This window comes from Neogemmobacter tilapiae, from assembly GCF_014652215.1.
Taxonomy (GTDB): domain Bacteria; phylum Pseudomonadota; class Alphaproteobacteria; order Rhodobacterales; family Rhodobacteraceae; genus Neogemmobacter; species Neogemmobacter tilapiae.
In genome coordinates this window covers 116,462-135,680 of record NZ_BMYJ01000001.1, presented here as the reverse complement: position 1 = coordinate 135,680, position 19,219 = coordinate 116,462, and the positions used below count along the sequence as shown (strand labels likewise).

Sequence of the window (19,219 nt, the reverse complement as noted above, 5' to 3'; positions counted from 1 at the left end):
GGTCAGAACCGCCCCGTCAGCGCCTGCCACAACAATGCCCCGCGCTTGCGGAATTCCGGCAGATCCAGCGCCCCGGCGCGGACGCGCTGCGGTTCCTTCCGCGCCATGGTCAGCAAGCCCCGGCTTTGCCATCCCGATAACAATGCCGGACGCGCATCCGTAGGCAGTCTGACCCGCCGCGCCTCGTCCAGCCATTCCAGCCCATGTTCGGCCAGATGGGCAATTCCCGCGTCGTCCATCCCCGCCAAGGGCTGCCGCCCCCGCGATTCCAGCTCGGGCACCGCGCGCAAAAATCCCGCCAGCGCCGTGGCCCGCCCAAAGGCCAAAAACCCCGGCTTCTGGCCTGCATCCGCGCCCAAAGCCTGTGCGGCGACCCAAGCCAGCCCCCCGCCCGTATCCTCAAGATAATCCCGCAACCCATTGCCTTCAAATGGGTCTTTCCACACATCCCAACGCCGCGCCGCCACCAGGGCATCCAAGGCGGCCACATCCAGCCCCCGCGCAAGGATCAGATCATGCAGCGGCCCTGCCACTTCATGCGCCTTCGCCGCACCCGAGGCCGCATTGGCCAAAACATCCCGCCACCATTGCAGCCGCATTTCCGCAATCAGAGGCTCCTGCGTCACCCAAGGCGCCCGCGCCACCTCCAAGTTAAACGCATAAAGCACCAGCAAAGGCCCTCGCGCCGCCACCGGGGCCGCCAGCACGGCCCGGAAACGGTCGGGATCGCCCCGCTCTACCAGTTCGGCGCAGGCGTTCAGGCTCACGGCTGGCCCACGTCGCGGATCAGCTTCCAATTCACCGCCTCCAGCAACGCCTCAAACGAGGCATCCACGATGTTCGCAGACACCCCCACCGTCGACCAGCGCCGCCCCTGACCATCCTCAGAGTCAATGATCACCCGCGTCACCGCCTCGGTTCCGCCTTGCGTGATCCGCACCTTGAAATCGACCAAGTGCAGATCGTCGATCACCGCCTGATAGGGCCCCAGATCCTTCGCCAAGGCCTTAGACAAGGCGTTCACCGGACCCCGGTCGCTGCCCGCTTCATCCAGACTGTCGCTGACCGACATCATCTTTTCCGCGCCGATCTTCACCTCGACCACCGCTTCCGACATCGTCACCCGATCCGCCCGCCGCTCTACCGTCACCCGATAACGCTGCACCTCAAAGAACGCGGGGCTAAGCCCCAGCTCCCGCCGCGCCAGCAGTTCAAAAGACGCCTGTGCCCCGTCATAGGCATAGCCTTGATCCTCACGCGCCTTCACCGCGTCCAGAATCCGCCCCAAGGCCGGATCGCCCGCCGCAACCTCAATCCCCGCCGAGACCAACCGCGCCCGCAGGTTTGACTGCCCCGCCTGATTGGACATCGGGATCACCCGCGCATTGCCCACCGTTTCGGGCGGGATATGTTCATAGGTGCTGGGGTCTTTCAGGATCGCTGATGCATGCAGCCCCGCCTTATGCGCAAAGGCCGAGGCTCCGATATAGGGGGCCGAGCGCAGGGGCACCCGGTTCAAGATATCATCCAGCATCCGGCTGGTTTTCAGCAGGCCATGCAGCGATTCATCCGAAACCCCGGTTTTCAGGGTGGCTTTGTAGGGTTCCTTCAGCAAAAGCGTCGGGATCAGGGTCACAAGGTTGGTGTTTCCGCAACGCTCCCCCAGCCCGTTCAAAGTGCCCTGCACCTGCCGCGCCCCCGCATCAATCGCGGCCAAGGAATTGGCCACCGCATTGCCCGTGTCGTCGTGGCAATGGATGCCGAGGTGGTCGCCCGGAATGCCGCTGTCGATCACCGCCTTGGTCATCCGGTAAACATCCGCCGGAAGCGTGCCCCCGTTCGTGTCACACAGCACGATCCAGCGCGCCCCCGCGCCATAGGCCGCATGGACGGCTTTCAGGGCATAGTCGGGGTTCGCCTTGTAGCCGTCGAAAAAATGTTCCGCATCGAACAAAGCCTCACGCCCCTTCGCCCCCAGATGGGCGATGCTGGCGCGGATGTTTTCAAGGTTTTCTTCAAGGCTGATGCCCAAGGCGGTCGTCACATGAAAATCATGCGTCTTGCCCACCAGACAGACGGCGGGTGTTTCGGCATTCACTACACCCGCCAAAACCTCGTCATTCTCCGCACTGCGACCGCTGCGTTTGGTCATCCCAAAAGCCGTCATCGTGGCGCGGGTCTGGGGGGCGCTGGCGAAAAACTCGCTGTCGGTCGGGTTCGCCCCCGGCCAACCACCCTCGATGTAGTCAACACCCAAAGCATCCAGCGCGAGCGCGATCTGCGTCTTTTCACTGGCCGAAAACTGCACGCCCTGCGTCTGCTGACCATCGCGGAGGGTTGTGTCGAAAAGGTAAAGGCGGTCAGTCATTGCAGGCACCATGGGTCAGCGAAACATTCGAAACGGGGCGATCTCCCCTCCCCCTTGTGGGGAGGGGCCGGGGGTGGGGGGCAATCACCGCCCCTAAAGCCCCCCACCCCATCCCTCCCCACAAGGGGGAGGGGGCCGCATCAAATCGAGCGCCTCCCCGGACTTGATCCGGGGCCACGAGGGATTGGAGATATGGGGTCACTTCAGGGCCTCGAGTCTGGCGGGGTCGAAGTTTGGTCCGGGCTCAAGAGTTATCCCATCTTTTCCGATCATCACATTGACACCCGCTGCCACCAATCCGCTTTTCAGCGCATCCGCAGCATTCCAGTCTTTGTGCAATCGGCTGTGCTGAAGGCTCATGCTCAGGCGTTCGAGATGATCTTCTGACGTCCTAGGTCTTAGCCGATCATAAAAATCTTCCAAATCAATCCCCATCAAGTCCTTCAAACCGTGAAAAAGCTGCGCCAAAGCGAGATTCCCTTCATTGGAAACCGCGCGGCCAAGGCCAGCCAGTTCATGCAATCGCGACAATGCGGAAGCGGTGTTCAGATCGTCCGACAAGGCGTTAACGAGTGCCTTGTCCATGACAAATCCGTGGATGTTATTCTTGCCTTTCACTCCAGCCCGAGCGTGAACCATAGCCGCCCAATCCCATAGCACGCTCTTGGCCTGCGCCGCCTTCTCCGCCGTCCAGTCCATCGGCTTCCGATAATGCGTCATCAGGAACACAAACCGGATCACCTCCCCCGGCACACCCTGATCCAGCAAATCGCGCACGGTAAAGAAGTTGCCCAAAGACTTGGACATCTTCTTCCCCTCCACCAGCAGCATCTCATTGTGCAGCCAATAGCGCGCGAAACCGGCTTCCGGATGGGCGCAGCAAGATTGGGCAATCTCATTCTCATGATGCGGGAATTGCAGGTCGATCCCTCCGCCATGAATGTCGAACGACGCCCCCAGCAATTCATGGCTCATCGCCGAGCATTCAATATGCCACCCCGGCCGCCCCCGGCCCCAAGGGCTGTCCCAACCCGGCGTCTCCGCGTCCGACGGTTTCCACAACACGAAATCCATCGGGTCTTCCTTAAAGGGCGCAACCTCAACCCGCGCCCCCGCGATCATGTCATCCACCGTCCGCCCCGACAGCGCCCCATAATCCTTGTAAGACCGCACCCGGAACAGCACATGCCCCTCCGCTGCATAGGCGTGCCCCTTGGCGATCAAATCGGCGATCATCGCCACCATCGCGCCGATGTATTCCGTCGCCCGCGGCTCGTGATCCGGACGCATCGCCCCAAGGGCGTCCATATCCGCATGATACCAGGCAATCGTCTCATCCGTCCGCTGCCGGATCAGTTCCTCCAGCGTCCCCGCAGCCCCCGCATCCCGCCGACGCACAGCCTCGGCGTTGATCTTGTCATCGACATCGGTGAAATTCCGCACATAGGTGACGTGATCATCGCCATAGACATGCCGCAACAACCGGTTCAGCACGTCAAACACCACAACAGGCCGCGCATTGCCCAGATGGGCCCGGTCATAAACGGTCGGCCCGCAGACATACATCCGCACGTTCGATGCGTCCAAAGGCACGAAATCCTCCAGCGCCCGCGTCCGCGTGTTCCAAAGCCTGATCGTCATATCCCGTTCCCTCGCCCATGCCTGATCCCCGGGCGGGACAGCCAACTTCGGTTTGAAGGAAACAGAAGAGCGCCCGCCTGACTTGCGTCAGCAGGTAATGCAGCCAATGCAGATGATCGCTTGCGTCTTCATGCGCTGTCGCTAGCACGTCGCCCCGCCCCTCGGCAAGCGCGAAGATCGTCCCTAGGCCATTCGTCCCGTCCGCCCCCCGCGACGACGCGGCGGCGCCGACGGCTCTAGGCCGGCCGTCATAACCCCATTCATCGGATGGCCCACATTCCGCGGCGCATAATGCGCCAGCAGCACCGGCAAGGCGACAGCCACATCCCGCCCCGCAGGCAGGCCCAAGGCCCAGTCCAGCAGGATCGACCGGCATTCGCCTTCCGTGATCCCCTCGATCACATAGCTTTCCCGGATCAGCCCTTTGGGGTCTGCCTCATCCAGCCTCATCCCAGCACCTCTTGCACCACCAAAGCCGCCTTTTCGCTGGCCTCTTCCATCGCCCGCACCAGCCCCGCCACATCGGTCTGCCCTGTCGTCCGTGCCAGAAAACCCTGCGCCCCCTCGCCCAGATCGGCCGCCGCATCCAAAAGCCGCAACCCCGCCTGCACCTGCCAGCACAGCCCATAGGCCCGCCGCAGCGCCGCCACCTGATCCGCCGCCAGAACCCCCGCCTTCTGCCCCGCCGCCAGTTGAAGATCGACCGTCCGCGCCCCGCTGCCTGCAATCAGCGCGCCCAGTTGCGCCACCAACTCCACATCCATCATCCGCCCAGGCCCCCGTTTCGCATCCAGCGGCCCCTCTGGCGGTTTCGCTTCGGCCAGACGCCGCCGCATATCGGCCACATCCGCCCGCAGGGTCTCGCCCCCGCTTTTCCCCACCAGCACCGCCCGTCGCACCGCTTCGACCCGCGCCGACAAATCCCCCGGCCCCGCCAGCACCCGCGCCCGTGTCAGCGCCAGATGTTCCCAGGTCCAGGCCTCGGTCATCTGATAGCTCTCAAACGACTGGATCGACGTCGCCACCGGCCCCTGCCGCCCCGAGGGGCGCAGCCGCATATCCACCTCATACAGCCTTCCCCCCGTCATCGGGGCCGTCAGCGCCGTCACCAAGGCCTGTGTCAGCCGTGCGAAATAGGGCCGCGTCGCCAAAGGCTTGGCCCCCGAACTTTCCTCAACCCCATCGGCATCATAGATCACCAAAAGGTCCAGATCCGAGCCCGCGTTCAACCGCCCCGCCCCCAAAGAACCCATCCCTACCACCACCGCCCCATTCCCCGGCGGTGGGCCATGGCGGCGGGCCAATTCCGCAACAACACGCGGCCAAACCGCCTGCACCACCGCCTCGGCCAGTTGCGCATATTGCGTGCCCGCCTCAAAGGCGTCGATCAGCCCCCGCAGATGATGCACCCCAATGCGGAAATGCCATTCCCGCATCGCCACCCGCGCCGCCCGCAAGGCCCCCTCATAGTCTCCGGCCTTGTCCATCGCCCGGCCCAGATCGTCGCGCAGCGCCGCCACCCCAGGCCAATCGGCAAAAAAGCTGCCGCCGATCACCGCATCCAACACCCCTGCATTGCGCGACAGATGCCGCGCCAGCACCGGGGCCGTCGCGGCAATATCCACGATCAGATCCACCAGTTGCGGGTTCGCCTCGAACAGCGAAAACACCTGAACCCCGGTCGGCAGCCCTGCCAGAAACCCATCAAAACTCGCCAAAGCCTCGTCCGGGTTCGCAGCCTCCAGCAAACGCCGCAGCAGCGTCGGCTTCAGCCGTCGGAAAATAGCCTGCGCCCGGTCACTGCGAAGGCAGGGATAAGACGACCAGCCTTTCACCATCGCCTCAACCCGTTCCGGCAATTCGGGCGCGGCCTCGGTCGCCCCCGGGGAAAAGAAGCCTTCCGTCAGCCGGTCCGTCTGCACCAGCTTGTCCCGCAGGGTGCTGACCCAAGCCGCCACATCCGACGCCCCCGACAAATGCGCAATCCGCGCCACGGCGTCGGGGCTTTCCGGCATGGTATGGGTCTGCAAATCCCCCACCATCTGCAACCGATGCTCCACCTCGCGGAAATCGCGGTAATGTTCGGTCAGTTCCCCGGCCACATCGCCCGGAATCCAGCCCTTGCTGGCCAGTGCAGCCAAGCCCCCCACTGTCGTCGGATCGCGCAGGTCTGTGTCCCGCCCCCCTGCAATCAACTGGCGGGTCTGGGTAAAGAACTCGATCTCCCGAATGCCCCCGGCCCCCAGCTTCATATTGTGCCCCGCCACCGTGATCGGCCCATGCAGGCCCCGGTGATCACGGATACGCAAACGCATGTCATGCGCATCCTGAATAGCGGCAAAATCCAGATGTTTCCGCCATACGAAGGGCGAAAGCCGTTTCAGAAACGCCTGACCGGCAACCATATCCCCCGCGCAAACCCGCGCCTTGATATAGGCCGCCCGCTCCCAAGTCCGCCCCTCCGCCTCATAATAGTTCTCGGCCGCCGCCATCGACAGACAGACCGGCGTCACGCTGGCATCGGGCCGCAGCCGCAGGTCGGTTCGAAAGACATAGCCCCCCGCCGTCACATCCGACAGCATCGCCGCCATCCGCCGCGTCACCTTGACCAAGGACGCCCGCGCCTCACCCGCCTCGGGCCCATAGCGCGTCTCGTCGAACAGGCAGATTAGGTCGATGTCCGAGGAATAGTTCAACTCCCCGGCCCCCATCTTGCCCATCGCCAGGGCCACCATCCCGGCCCCCTGCAAGGCATCCTCGGGCCTTTGCCCCGGCAGGTTCCCGCGCCCGATTTCATCGCCCACCAGTTGGACAATCGCGCTTTGCACCGCCCAATCCGCCAGTTCGGTCAAGGCCCCCGTCACCTGTTGCAGGTTCCAGACGCCCCCCAGATCGGCGAGGGCCGTCAAAAGCGCCACCCGCCGCTTGGCCTGCCGTAGATGCTGGCCCAAAGCCTCGGCCCCCTGCGGCAGGGGCGCGCGATGCACGTCCAGAATCGCCGCCTCGGGCGCACCGGCCAGCGCCTCGCGCAGCCATTCCCCTTCGCGCTGCATCAACCCGTAAAGATAGGGGCTGGAACCCGCTGTTCCCGCCAGCAGCCCGCGCAGGTCGGGACCAAGGTCGGCAAAAACCCCGGCGATATCCGCCGCAGGGTCGGGGTCATGGGCGATGGGTGTGCGGGTCAGACGGCTGGCAAAATTCTGTGACATAGGGTTTGAATGGGGCCAAGGGCGCAAGGCGTCAACCAGAATGGATGAAAACATGAGCAAATCCTTGAACCGGGTGCAGGCCGCCCTGATCGCCGCAGGCATCGAACCCCGCATCCTGGAAATGGCCGGATCCACCCGCACTGCGGTTGAGGCGGCGGATCAAGCCGGATGCGAATTGGATCAGATCGTCAAATCGCTGATCTTTCAGGGTCCGAACGGCCTTGCCCTGTTCCTGACGGCCGGGGGCCGTCAGGTCGATCCGGCCCGTGCTTCGGCACTGGCGGGGCAAAAGCTGGACCGCGCCGATCCGAACACCGTCCGCGAGGTCACCGGCTTTGCCATCGGTGGCGTCTCACCCTTGGGCCATCTGACCGCCCTGCCTGTCTGGGCCGACCGCCGTTTGGCTGACTTTTCCGTGATCTGGGCCGCAGCGGGCACGCCACGCCATATATTTCAGGTGGAACCGCCCGCCCTGATCCGCGCTGCCGGGGCCGAATGGGCGGAATTCTGCGCCTGAAAGACCTGATGTAAATATTCTTCACATACCCTCTTGACCCAAGCCCAGGAATACCGATCTATGATCATGTGAAAAGACTTCACATACACAACCAAACGCTGAAAGGGACTGCCGCATGAACACCGCCTCACCTTCCGCCGCCGCTACCGGCGGGTCCGCCTCGTGGCTGCGCAAGGCAGAAAGCTGGCTTGACGCACGCGGCAAAGGGGCCTGGATCGCCGCCATGGTGCTGGGATTCATCTTCTTCTGGCCCGTTGGGCTGGCCCTTCTGGCCTATATGATCTGGAGCAAACGCATGTTTTCGGGATCCTGCGCCCACAAGCGCCGCCACCATGACTGGGCCGCCCACCGCTTTGCCGGGCGTTCCTCAGGCAATGCGGCCTTCGACAGCTATAAGTCGGATACGCTGCGCCGTCTGGAAGATGAACAGCGCGCCTTTGAAACCTTCCTGCAACGCCTCCGCGAGGCCAAGGACAAGTCGGAATTTGACTCGTTCATGGATGACAGGGCCCGCGAAGTGAAATCCCCCGCCCCCGAACCCGAGGTGGCCGAGGGGCGTGGCGGGGCCTACTAACCCCCATCCCTGCCGCGAAAGGCCGGTCCCCGCGACCGGCCTTTTCCATTTACACATTCTTCACGAACCCCTTGGCGCGGGGCCAAGGCCTTGCTAACCTGCCGCGAACCTTGGCAAGATCATCCCGGATATGCGCCACACACTTCCCATCGCGCCGCAGTTCTATGTGACGGCCCCCCAGCCCTGCCCCTATCTTGAGGGGCGGATGGAACGGAAGTTGTTTACCGCCCTTCAGGGCGATCATGCGCAGACCCTGAACGACAGCCTTTCCAAGCAAGGCTTCCGCCGCAGCCAGAACGTGCTTTACCGACCCTCCTGCGCCGAATGCTCCGCCTGCCTCTCCGCCCGCATCCGCGTCGCCGATTTTGAGCCCAGCCGCACCCAGCGCCGCATCCTGCGCAAGAACGCGAGCCTCATGCGCAATGCGACCTCGCCTTGGGCCACCGAAGACCAGTTCAACCTTTTCCGCCGCTATCTCGATCAACGCCATGCGACCGGCGGCATGGCCGATATGGACATCTTTGAATTCGCCGCGATGATCGAGGAAACCCCGATCCGCAGCCGTGTCATCGAATACACCCGCCCCGCGCCCCCCGGCGAAAGGGAACGCCCCCTCACCGCCGTCTGCCTGACCGATATCTTCGATGATGGCGTCAGCATGGTCTATTCGTTCTACGAACCCGACCTCACCGAACATTCGCTGGGCACCTATCTGATCCTCGACCATATCGCCATCGCGCGCGAGGCGGGCCTGCCCTACGTCTATCTTGGCTATTGGGTGCCCGGCAGCCGCAAGATGGGTTATAAGGCCGGCTTTTCCGCGCTGGAGATTTTCAAGGCCGGCGTCTGGCAGCCGATGGGCGATCCCGCCGAACACCGCGCCGAACTCCATCCCCTCTCGGTCGATCCCATCGCCGAACAAGTGGCCCGCATCAACCTGCCCGAAGCGCGCCCCGTCCGCGAATGACCCAACGCATCAGCGCCCTGGCCCTTGTCGTGCCCGACTATGATCTGGCCATCGACTTCTATTGCCGTGTGATGGGCTTTCGCCTGATCGCCGATCAGGACCAAGGCGACAAACGCTGGGTCACCGTCCAGCCCTCGGGCGGTGGCCCCCTTCTTCTCTTGGCCCGCGCCGAAGGCCCCACCCAACAGGCCGCCATTGGCCATCAGGCGGGCGGCCGCGTCTTTCTTTTCCTTGAAACCAACGACTTTGCCGCCGACCATGCCCGCATGCTGGCCCAAGGCGTCCATTTTGAGGAAACGCCCCGCCACGAACCCTACGGCATCGTCGCCGTCTGGCGCGACCCATTCGGCAACCGCTGGGATCTGCTCCAGCCCGCCTAAGCCCTATTCCGGCACCACCCGCGCCAGAATATCGCCCATTCGCTGCGCCCGCGCCGCCGGGGCCAAATCATCGCCCAAAGCCGCCTCTAGGAACGCGCCCAAAAGCCCCGCCCGCCACAAGGGCCCCGTCACCCCATGTTCGGCCAGCCTTGGCACCGGCAACAACCGTCCCCCCGTCACCGCCTGAAACATCCGCGCCGCCCGCCGGTCCGGCCGGAAATCCGCCCCATAGACATAGGAAATGTCCCGACGCGCCGCCGGAAGGCAGGCGCACAGCGCATCAAAGGCCATCCCCGGGGCTGGGTCTTGATACATCCGGTCAATATCCAGCGCAGGCCTTGCCCCAAAGGCCACCACCGGCAAGCCCCCCATCGCAATCGCCATCCGAACCGAGGCCGCCGCCCCAAGGCTCGCCCCCATCAAAACCACCCGCCCATAGCCCCGCGCCAGATCGCGCAGAGAGACCGCCAAAGCCGGAAACCCATCGGCCAAACCCGCGCAGCCATGCCGAAAATGCGACTGCGCCAGATCGCGCAGCATCAGCACATCCCAATCCCCCGCGCTGATCCGCTGCAACAACGCCGGGGTCGGCAGCCCCATCCGATGTGCCTTGCTGCAAAACAGGATCAACAGCCCCCGTGCCCGCCCCGGCCCGCGGTAGATCGTTGCCCCCGCCGCCAAATCCTGCCCTACAAAGGGCTGCAACACCGCCTGCCCCGCCAGATCGGCCCTTGTGCCAAAAGGATCATCCGCCCCCTGCCCCTTGGCCCATTCCAGAAACGCCAAAGGGGCCATCCGGTCCTCGGCCCGCCGAAACGCCAGCTTGCGCGCCAAAGCCTCGCGGTCGCGGCCCTCAGCCGCCGCCATGCCCGCCTGCCCGCAGATAGGCCACCACCTCGTCCAGCCCCTTCGCCTCGGCCACAGCATCCAGGTTCATCTCGATCCCCAGCTGTTCCTCAATTTCCATGATCATCTCGAACATGGTCAGGCTGTCCAGATCCAGATCGGCAAAGGCCACATCCGCCCCCGACAGGATTTGCCGCGCCATTTCCGGCTCGTTCAAAACCCCCGTCGCCTTGTTCAGCGCCGCGACCACCACGTCACGCAATGCATCAGCCATTTGAAATCCTTACTTCAAAACGTGCAGGAAAGTGAAAAACATCGTCATCACGCAATTCATAGGCCAAAACCTCGGCCCGCACAGGCAGGGCTTTCAAAGCCGCCGCCAGCGCGCCGAACAAATCCAGCGTCAGCGCCCGACCCAGACACAGATGCATCCCCGCGCCAAAGAACCGCAACCGTTCGGCCCGCGTTCCCCCATTCAAACTGGCCAAATCACAACGCAACGTATCCTCGGCCGCAATATCCATCCCGCCCAGATGCATCGGGCATGTCGCCTGCCGGTCGATATAAGGCACGCCCGTATGGCTGGGCGGCACCGCCATATCGACCGATGAAAGCGGCTGGCCTTGGGCTTCGCGCAGGAAATGCACCAGCGATTGCCCCAAAGTCCCGATCAAGGCATCGCGCCCCAACACAATCATCGCCAGCCTTGTGCCCAGCCGCAGATCATCGTCCTGCGGAAAAGCCGCTTCGAAACGCCCCCGCAAATCGGTCAATTCGGCCTGCAAACGCCGCCGCTGCGCAATCCCGATGTTCTGGCTGAAAATGCGTGAGGTCAGACTGTCCGCCGCCAGGTCCAGCGGCAGACCCACAATCGCCCCGATCAGATCATGCACCATCGGCAGGATCAGGCGGCCAATCAGATCATGCGTCCCCGGCTGGCCCAACACCGCCGCAGCGCGTTCTGCAAGCACCGGGATCACCTGATCCACGGCCCCCCGACTCTCGGCCAGAAACCGCGCGACATCGGCGCGCTGACGCGCATGATCCTCACCATTCATCGCCAAAGGCACATGGTCCAAGGTGAACAGAATGGCGCTGAAATCCAGACCCAGCCTTTCACCCAGACGCGCATGGCGTGCCCCATAGGGCGACGCCGCAAAACGCGGGTCTGCCAAAATTTGTGTTGCCAGTTCCCCACTGGCCAACCGCACCGTCATTGATTGTTTTCCCAAGGGCAAGCAGCCCCACCACGGCATTGACTTTGGGCGATTCGCCGCCAACCTGCAAGGCAGACGTGACGGCAGCCTGCGCCGCAACCCGGTATATCACCCCAATCTTTGCATTTATTGCGTACACAAAGCCAATAAAAGCACGATTCATTCTTTGAAATTGCCATTCAGGACATTTTATATGCCGATTTGCGGTTGACGCGCCCAAAGGGCTCGCCTAGGTTCCCCGCAGTCAGAACAGGGGGCTGCGATGCAGGTCGTCGTACTTATCGTAAGGAATTGGCGCATGGGCCGGTAACGGTTGACCATATCAGGTTCCCATGCGCCCCCGATTAACCCCCGGGGGCTTTTTGTTGCGCGACAGACCGGGCAAGGCCCGACAGACCGAAGGAAGTAAAAGATGGCCAAGGATGCAGGAACAGAAGCAATGCAGATGACCGGGGCGCGCATGGTGGTGCAGGCGCTCAAGGATCAGGGCGTTGACACCGTCTTTGGCTATCCCGGCGGGGCCGTTCTTCCGATCTATGATGAGATTTTTCAGCAAAACGACATCCGCCATGTTCTGGTGCGCCACGAACAGGGGGCCGTGCACATGGCCGAAGGCTATGCCCGTTCAACGGGCAAGGTCGGCGTGGCCTTGGTGACCTCTGGCCCCGGTGCGACCAATGCCGTGACCGGCCTGACCGATGCTTTGCTCGACAGCATTCCGATCGTGGTGCTGTCCGGTCAGGTTCCGACCTTCATGATTGGCACCGATGGTTTCCAAGAGGCAGATACCGTGGGCATCACCCGCCCCTGCACCAAGCACAATTGGCTGGTGAAAGACACGGCGCAACTGGCGGGCACCATTCACAAGGCCTTCCATGTGGCACGCTCGGGCCGTCCCGGCCCGGTGCTCATCGACATCCCCAAAGATGTGCAATTCGCCACCGCCGCCTATACGCCGATGGAAAGCGCCGCGACTGGCCACTACGCGCCCAAACGCACGCCCGATGCCGAGGCTGTGGCCCGGATGGTGGAAATGATGGAAACCGCCGAACGCCCGGTGTTCTACACCGGCGGTGGCGTGATCAACTCGGGCCGCGAGGCCAGCCGCCTGCTGCGCGAATTTGTCGAGGCGACGGGTTTCCCCATCACCTCCACCCTGATGGGTCTGGGCGCCTATCCCGCCAGCGGTAAGAACTGGCTCGGGATGCTGGGAATGCACGGTCTGTATGAGGCCAACCTCGCCATGCACGGCTGCGACCTGATGATCAACATCGGCGCCCGCTTTGACGACCGCATTACCGGGCGGATTTCCGATTTCAGCCCCGGCTCGCGCAAGGTGCATGTGGATATTGACCCCTCCAGCATCAACAAGGTGATCCGCGTCGATGTGGGCATCGTCGGCGACGTGACCGAAACCCTGACCGAGGCTTTGCGCCAGTGGAAAGCCCGTGGTTCGAAAGTGAACCGCGAAGGTTTGGCGAAATGGTGGGCGCAGATCAACGAATGGCGGGCGGTGAAATGCCTCAGCTACAAGCCCTCGACCACCACGATCAAACCGCAATACGCGCTGGAACGGCTTGAGGCCCTGACCAAGGGCATGGACCGCTATATCACGACCGAGGTCGGCCAGCACCAGATGTGGGCCGCCCAGTTCTTGGGGTTCGAGGAACCCCACCGCTGGATGACCTCGGGCGGCCTTGGCACCATGGGCTATGGCCTGCCCGCCTCCATCGGCGTGCAGATCGCCCATCCGGAATCGCTGGTGATCAACGTGGCGGGTGAGGCGTCTTGGCTGATGAACATGCAGGAAATGGGCACCGCCATGCAATTCCGTGCGCCCGTCAAACAGTTCATCCTGAACAACGAACGTTTGGGCATGGTCCGCCAGTGGCAGGAACTGCTGCACGGCGAACGCTATTCGTCCTCGTGGTCGGAAAGCCTGCCAGATTTCGTGAAACTGGCCGAGGCCTTTGGCTGCAAGGGCATTCTCTGCACCGACCCGAAAGACCTGGACGAAGCGATTATGGAAATGATCCGCTATGACGGCCCGGTCATCTTTGACTGCCGCGTGGAAAAGCACGAAAACTGCTTCCCGATGATCCCCTCGGGCAAACCCCACAACGAAATGCTGCTGGGCGACGCCGAAACCCAAGGCGTGATTGGCTCCAAAGGGGCCGTCCTCGTGTAATTCTCGAGGGGGCCGCAATGCCCCCTCTTCCAAAACAATTCTGGAATTTGGAAAGGAGCGCGTCATGAACGCACTCAACATCAAACGTGGCGCTTCCAGCCATTCCGCTTATGATCTGCGCGATCCCAATGCGCCGGTCATCGAAAGCCATACCCTCGCCGTCATTGTCGAAAACGAACCCGGTGTTCTGGCCCGCGTCATTGGCCTCTTCTCCGGCCGTGGCTACAACATCGACAGCCTTACCGTCGCCGAAACCGACCATGCCGGCCACCGCAGCCGCATCACCGTGGTCACCCGCGGCACCCCGGCGGTGATCGAGCAGATCAAGAACCAGTTGGGCCGTATGGTCCCAGTCTATGAGGTGCATGACCTCACCGTCGAAGGCCCCGCCGTCCAACGCGAACTGGCCCTCCTCAAGGTCGCCGGCAAGGGCGATGCCCGCATCGAAGCGTTGCGTCTGGCCGAAATCTTCCGCGCCAATGTGGTGGATTCGACGCTGGAATCCTTCGTCTTTGAAATGACCGGCACCCCGGAAAAGATCGACGCCTTCGCCGATCTCATGCGCCCCTTGGGCCTGAAAGACATCGCCCGCACCGGCGTCGCCGCCCTGCCCCGCGGCGTCTAATCGCCCGTCAATTCCCTTAGGCGGGCCTGTTCCTCTTCGCTCAGGCCCGTCACCTCGGCTGCCACCGCCCTCCGCCGCAGGGTCGCCACGGCAATCCCGCCGCCCAGCAGCAACAAGAGCGGCCCCGCCAGCCACAGCAGGATGTTCGCGCCCCCGGTCGTCGGGTTCAGCAGCACATATTCACCGTATCGCGCTACGATGGCGGCAATCGCCTGTTCGTCCGTGTCCCCCGCCGCGATCCTTTCGCGCAGGAACAGCCGCAGGTCGCGGGCAATCGTGGCATGGCTGTCGTCAATATTCTCGTTCCGGCAGACCAGACAGCGCAGCCCTTTCGACAAGTCCCGCGCCCGTGCCTCTTGCGCCGGGTCGGCCAGCATTTCATCCAGCTCTACCGCCCATACGGGCGTGGCCAGCGCCAAAAGCAGCAACAGAGCCCGGATCATGCTGTCACCGCCTTGGCCTTGGCCGCCCCCGCCGCCAGCCGATAGCGCCGGTCGGTCAGGCTGATGCCACCGCCCAAAGCCATGATCAGGCATCCCGCCCACAGCCAGTTCGCAAAGGGTTCGATGTAGCTGCGCACCGTCCAGCCACCGTTTTCCTGCTGATCCCCGATCACCAGATACAGGTCGCGCCAGAAACCATAGTCAATCGCCGCCTCGGTCGTTGGCATGCGCGTCACCGGATAGACCCGCTTTTCCGGAAACAGGGTCGTCACCTGTGGCCCGTTCCGCGTCACCCGCAGTTCGGCCTGCGTCGCCAGATAGTTCGGCCCTTGCAGATCCGTCTGCACCTGGACCAGCGTCACGTCATAACGTCCCAGAGGAAAGGTTTCGCCCGGCTGCACCACGCGAATATCCTCGACCTTCCACGACAGCAGCGCCGCCACGGCAAACAAAGTGATGCCGAAACCGATATGCGCGGTGGCCTTGCCCCAATCGGCACGCGGCAACCGCGTCATGCGGGCCAGTCGCTCGCCAAAACCCTGCCGCCCCGTCCGGCCCCACAGATCAGCCAGCGAACCAAAGACAACCCAGGCCCCCAGCCCCAGACCAATGGGACCAAGCGCCGAACGTTGGGTCTGCATGGAATAGGCCAGCGCCGCCAAGCCCGCCGATAACAGCAGCACCGGCACCAAGGCCCGCCCGGCACGCGGCACATCGCCCCGCTTCCACGCCAGCATCGCACCCAAGGGCAACAGCACCGCCAAAGCCACGATAAAGGGCGTAAAGGCCGCGTTAAAGAAGGGTGCGCCGACTGAAAGTTTGCGGTCCCAGAACAGCTCCGCCACCAAAGGCCAGATCGTGCCGATGAAAACCACGAAAGCCGCTACCGACAAAAGCAGGTTGTTGAACACCAAAGCCGATTCCCGGCTGACCAGCCCAAAAACCCCCTTCGCCTGCAAGGCCGCGCCGCGCGCCGCGAAAAGGGTCAGCCCGCCGCCGACAAAGACGGCAAGGATCAGCAGAATGAACACCCCGCGTTCGGGATCATTGGCAAAAGCATGAACCGAGGTGATGACGCCTGACCGTACGATGAACGTGCCGATCAGCGAAAAGCCGAAACCCAGAATGGCCAAAAGGATCGTCCAGGCCTTCAGGCTTTCGCGCTTTTCCACGACAATTGCGGAATGCAACAAGGCAGCGGCAAAAAGCCAAGGCATCAGGCTGGCATTTTCCACCGGATCCCAAAACCAGAACCCACCCCAGCCGAGTTCGTAATAGGCCCACCAAGACCCCATGGCGATACCAATGGTCAGGAATATCCAAGCGGCCAAAGTCCAAGGCCGCACCCAGCGCGCCCAAGCCGCATCGACTCGGCCCCCAATCAGTGCGGCGATGGCAAAGGAAAAGGCCATGCTCAGGCCAACATAGCCCAGATACAGGAAAGGCGGATGAAAGGCCAAACCGGGGTCTTGCAGCAAGGGGTTCAAATCCTGCCCATCAAAGGGCGGATTGGCCAAGCGCAGAAAAGGGTTCGAGGTAAACAGAAGAAAGGCCAGAAAAGCGACCCCAATCGCCCCCTGCACTGCCAAAACCCGCGCCCGTAGGGTGGGTGGCAACCCACCGCCCCATATGGCCACCGCCGCGCCATAGCTGGCAAGGATCAAAGACCACAGCAGCAAAGAACCCTCATGGTTCCCCCAAACGCCACTGATCTTGTAAAGCATCGGCTTGGCGGAATGCGAATTGCCCGTCACCAAAGCCAGCGAAAAATCGGAGGTGACGAAGGCATGGGTCAGCGCCGCAAAGGCCACGGCCACCAGCAAAACCTGCAACAGGGCCGCCGTATCGCCCAAACCCATCCAGCCCCGCCAGCCCCGCGCCGCGCCCACCAAGGGCACGACGGCCTGTACCAGCGCCACGGCCAGCGCCAGAACCAGCGCGAAATGTCCAAGCTCGGTAATCATCATCGACCTTTCCTTGCGCCGCCAACCTATGCCAGCCCGCCGCGCGGGGAAAGTCTCACTTGCCCCTGTCACGCCGCCTTGATCTGGGGCAAGCTGGCGAAAAAGGACAGGAGGAACCCATGGCCCGCTGCATTCTGATCGGAGCGCCGGTTGAGGAAGGCCAACGCCGCCCCGGCTGCCGCATGGGCCCCGCCGCCTATCGCGTGGCCGGGCTGGCCGAGGCCATTGGTGAACTCGGGCATGAGGTGGACGATCTGGGCGATCTGTCCCTGCCCACCGACCTGCCCGATGCCCCCTGCGCCAATCCCGCCGTCCATTCTCTGCCGCAAATCTTGGGCTGGACGGACGCCCTGCGCGATGCCGTCGATGACTCGCTTTCCGCAGGTCAAATGCCCATCATTCTCGGCGGCGATCATGCCTTGGCCCTTGGCTCCGTCGCCGGTGCCGCCGCCTATGCCCATCGCCAGTCCCGCCCCCTGTTCCTTCTCTGGCTCGACGCCCATTCCGATTTCCACACGCCCATGACGACGACCAGCGGCAACCTCCATGGCACCCCCGTCGCCTATATCGCCGGCCGCGACGGCTTTGACGCCTTCCCCCCCTTCCCCCAACCCATCCCCGCCGAGCGCATCTGCCTTTTCGGCATCCGTTCCGTCGATCCTGCCGAACACGCAGCCCTTTTGCGCCATGACATCGCCATCAACGACATGCGTGTCCTCGATGAACAGGGCATCGTCGCCCCCCTTCGCACCTTCCTGAAACAGGTCGAAGCCCTGCAGGGGATGCTCCACGTCTCCCTCGACGTCGATTTCCTTGACCCCGCCATTGCCCCCGCTGTCGGCACCACCGTCCCCGGCGGCACAACCTTTCGTGAGGCGCATCTGGTGATGGAGCTCCTCCACGAATCCGGCCTTGTCACCTCGCTCGACCTTGTCGAACTCAACCCCGCCCTCGATGAACGCAGCCGCACGGCGCGTCTTATGGTCGATCTTGTCGCCAGCCTCATGGGCAAAAAGGTCTTCGACCGCCCCACCCGTGGTGGCTAAAGCCGCCGCAGAAGCGCCAGCGACGGCTCCCCCGTCACCGGCATCCCCAAGGCCCGTTCCGCCGCCGCAATCGCCTCGCGCGTTTTCGGCCCGATCACCCCATCGCTGCCCCCCGCATCAAAACCCGCCGCCGTCAGCTTTTGCTGCAAGGCCTGACGGTCCGCCAAGGTCATCCCTGTCGCATCCGGCGGGAAAGCCCCCCGCAAAGGCCCAGCCCCCGCCAGACGGTCCGACAGATGCCCCACCCCCAACGCATAGTTTTCCGCGTTGTTATACCGCAGGATCACATTGAAATTCTGCGTCAGCAAAAACGCCGGCCCCTGCGTCCCCGCCGGCAGCAAAATCGACCCGCCCGCAGGCAGCGCCCCTCCACCGGCCCGCGTCACGCCATAGGCGTTCCAATCCGCCGCCGACTTACCCTTGCCACGTCCCGCCAGCCCCGTATCAAAACCGCTCGGCAAAGACACTTCCATCCCCCAAGGCAAGCCCCGTTGCCAACCCGATTTGCTCAAATAAGCACCGGTGGAGGCCAAACCATCCGTCGGATCATCCCCCCAGATGTCCCGCCGCCCATCGCCCCGGAAATCGACGGCATAGGCCAGATAAGACGTCGGGATGAACTGCGTATGCCCCATCGCCCCCGCCCAACTGCCGGTCATGCCGCCAACCCGAACATCCCCGTTTTCCAGAATCTTCAGCGCCGCCACCAACTGGCTTTCAAAGAACGCCCCCCGCCGCCCGTCAAAGGCCAGGGTCGCCAGCGCCGACACCACAGGCACATCCCCCCGCCGCGTCCCGAACATGCTTTCCAAGCCCCAGACGGCGGCCACCACATTCCACGGCACGCCATAGCGCCCTTCCACCTCGTCCAGCACCCCGCGATACTGCCGCACTGCACCCGCCCCAATCGACATCCGCTCGGGCGACGTTGCAATCGCCAGATAATCCTCGGTCGTCCGGGTGAATTCGGTCTGGTTCCGGTCGCGTTCAATCACCCCCGGCAGGAATTGCGCCTGCATCAACTGCGCCTGCGTGCCCGAGGAAAAGCCCGCACCCTTGCTGTCGCGGAACGTCGCCAGCCAGGCATCAAACGCCGCATTCGCTTGCGGCGGAAACGACGCCGCCCCGCTGGACCGCACCACCGGCGCACGCCCCCCGCCGCCCACACAGGCCGACAAAAGACTGCCCATCACAGACAGGGAAAACACGCGGCGGTTCAGGGACATGGGGCTTC

18 protein-coding genes are annotated in these 19,219 nt (G+C 63.4%); 7 read left to right on the top strand and 11 right to left on the bottom strand.

What is annotated here, in order from left to right; genetic code table 11:
• Positions 1-2: 2 nt before the first annotated feature.
• The 5 genes from IE095_RS00705 to glnE form a co-directional block, all read right to left on the bottom strand.
• On the bottom strand, positions 3-767 hold the full coding sequence (locus IE095_RS00705) for a squalene/phytoene synthase family protein (RefSeq protein ID WP_189409495.1): 765 nt from the start codon (positions 765-767) through the stop codon (positions 3-5).
• Complete coding sequence (gene cimA, locus IE095_RS00700) at positions 764-2,368, bottom strand: citramalate synthase (protein ID WP_189409494.1); 1,605 nt, start codon at positions 2,366-2,368, stop codon at positions 764-766. Before cimA ends, IE095_RS00705 begins: the two co-directional genes overlap by 4 nt.
• Positions 2,369-2,566: 198 nt before the next feature.
• Positions 2,567-4,009 (bottom strand): cysteine--tRNA ligase, encoded by a 1,443-nt coding sequence (gene cysS / locus IE095_RS00695; protein ID WP_189409493.1) that lies wholly within the window; start codon positions 4,007-4,009, stop codon positions 2,567-2,569.
• Positions 4,010-4,192: 183 nt separating this feature from the next.
• On the bottom strand, positions 4,193-4,459 hold the full coding sequence (locus IE095_RS00690) for a hypothetical protein (protein WP_189409492.1): 267 nt from the start codon (positions 4,457-4,459) through the stop codon (positions 4,193-4,195).
• Positions 4,456-7,218: a bifunctional [glutamate--ammonia ligase]-adenylyl-L-tyrosine phosphorylase/[glutamate--ammonia-ligase] adenylyltransferase gene (gene glnE / locus IE095_RS00685; RefSeq protein WP_189409491.1), complete on the bottom strand. Its 2,763-nt coding sequence runs from the start codon at positions 7,216-7,218 to the stop codon at positions 4,456-4,458. The genes IE095_RS00690 and glnE overlap by 4 nt, the downstream gene beginning before the upstream one ends.
• Before the next feature lie 52 nt (positions 7,219-7,270).
• Between glnE and IE095_RS00680 the strand changes: the two genes are divergently transcribed.
• The 4 genes from IE095_RS00680 (at position 7,271) to IE095_RS00665 (ending at position 9,656) form a co-directional block, all read left to right on the top strand.
• Positions 7,271-7,735 carry a YbaK/EbsC family protein gene (locus tag IE095_RS00680; RefSeq protein ID WP_189409490.1) on the top strand — a complete coding sequence of 155 codons (465 nt, stop codon included), beginning with the start codon at positions 7,271-7,273 and terminating at the stop codon, positions 7,733-7,735.
• A gap of 115 nt (positions 7,736-7,850) precedes the next feature.
• Positions 7,851-8,309, top strand: a complete 459-nt coding sequence (locus tag IE095_RS00675) for a DUF2852 domain-containing protein (protein ID WP_189409489.1) — start codon at positions 7,851-7,853, stop codon at positions 8,307-8,309.
• A 130-nt stretch (positions 8,310-8,439) separates the two neighbouring features.
• The gene (locus IE095_RS00670) at positions 8,440-9,276 is read left to right on the top strand and encodes an arginyltransferase (RefSeq protein WP_189409487.1); all 837 of its coding nucleotides are present in this window, start codon (positions 8,440-8,442) and stop codon (positions 9,274-9,276) included.
• Complete coding sequence (locus IE095_RS00665; protein ID WP_189409485.1) at positions 9,273-9,656, top strand: VOC family protein; 384 nt, start codon at positions 9,273-9,275, stop codon at positions 9,654-9,656. Before IE095_RS00670 ends, IE095_RS00665 begins: the two co-directional genes overlap by 4 nt.
• Before the next feature lie 3 nt (positions 9,657-9,659).
• On the opposite strand, the gene IE095_RS00660 is transcribed toward IE095_RS00665, so the two are convergent.
• Genes IE095_RS00660 through IE095_RS00650 form a run of 3 tightly spaced genes read right to left on the bottom strand, consistent with a single transcriptional unit; the run spans position 9,660 to position 11,719 of the window.
• Complete coding sequence (locus tag IE095_RS00660; protein ID WP_189409483.1) at positions 9,660-10,523, bottom strand: hypothetical protein; 864 nt, start codon at positions 10,521-10,523, stop codon at positions 9,660-9,662.
• Entirely contained in the window at positions 10,510-10,776 is a 267-nt protein-coding gene (locus IE095_RS00655; RefSeq protein ID WP_189409481.1) for an acyl carrier protein, read from the bottom strand. The genes IE095_RS00660 and IE095_RS00655 overlap by 14 nt, the downstream gene beginning before the upstream one ends.
• Positions 10,769-11,719, bottom strand: a complete 951-nt coding sequence (locus IE095_RS00650; RefSeq protein WP_189409480.1) for a cytochrome P450 family protein — start codon at positions 11,717-11,719, stop codon at positions 10,769-10,771. The genes IE095_RS00655 and IE095_RS00650 overlap by 8 nt, the downstream gene beginning before the upstream one ends.
• Positions 11,720-12,131: 412 nt before the next feature.
• On the opposite strand from IE095_RS00650, the gene IE095_RS00645 reads away from it, so the two are divergent.
• Positions 12,132-13,907, top strand: a complete 1,776-nt coding sequence (locus tag IE095_RS00645) for an acetolactate synthase 3 large subunit (protein ID WP_229804379.1) — start codon at positions 12,132-12,134, stop codon at positions 13,905-13,907.
• A gap of 64 nt (positions 13,908-13,971) precedes the next feature.
• Positions 13,972-14,532, top strand: coding sequence for an acetolactate synthase small subunit (gene ilvN, locus IE095_RS00640; protein ID WP_189409478.1), 561 nt, complete (start codon positions 13,972-13,974; stop codon positions 14,530-14,532).
• Here ilvN and IE095_RS00635 read toward each other — a convergent pair.
• Together IE095_RS00635 and IE095_RS00630 are read right to left on the bottom strand one after the other, a co-directional pair.
• Positions 14,529-14,975, bottom strand: coding sequence for a cytochrome c-type biogenesis protein (locus IE095_RS00635; RefSeq protein WP_189409474.1), 447 nt, complete (start codon positions 14,973-14,975; stop codon positions 14,529-14,531). The genes ilvN and IE095_RS00635 overlap by 4 nt on opposite strands.
• Positions 14,972-16,939: a heme lyase CcmF/NrfE family subunit gene (locus IE095_RS00630; protein ID WP_189410109.1), complete on the bottom strand. Its 1,968-nt coding sequence runs from the start codon at positions 16,937-16,939 to the stop codon at positions 14,972-14,974. Before IE095_RS00630 ends, IE095_RS00635 begins: the two co-directional genes overlap by 4 nt.
• A gap of 119 nt (positions 16,940-17,058) precedes the next feature.
• Between IE095_RS00630 and rocF the strand changes: the two genes are divergently transcribed.
• Complete coding sequence (gene rocF, locus IE095_RS00625; RefSeq protein ID WP_189409473.1) at positions 17,059-17,985, top strand: arginase; 927 nt, start codon at positions 17,059-17,061, stop codon at positions 17,983-17,985.
• Here the strand turns inward: rocF and IE095_RS00620 are convergent.
• Complete coding sequence (locus IE095_RS00620) at positions 17,982-19,211, bottom strand: lytic murein transglycosylase (protein WP_189409472.1); 1,230 nt, start codon at positions 19,209-19,211, stop codon at positions 17,982-17,984. The genes rocF and IE095_RS00620 overlap by 4 nt on opposite strands.
• Between the last annotated feature and the right edge of the window lie 8 nt (positions 19,212-19,219).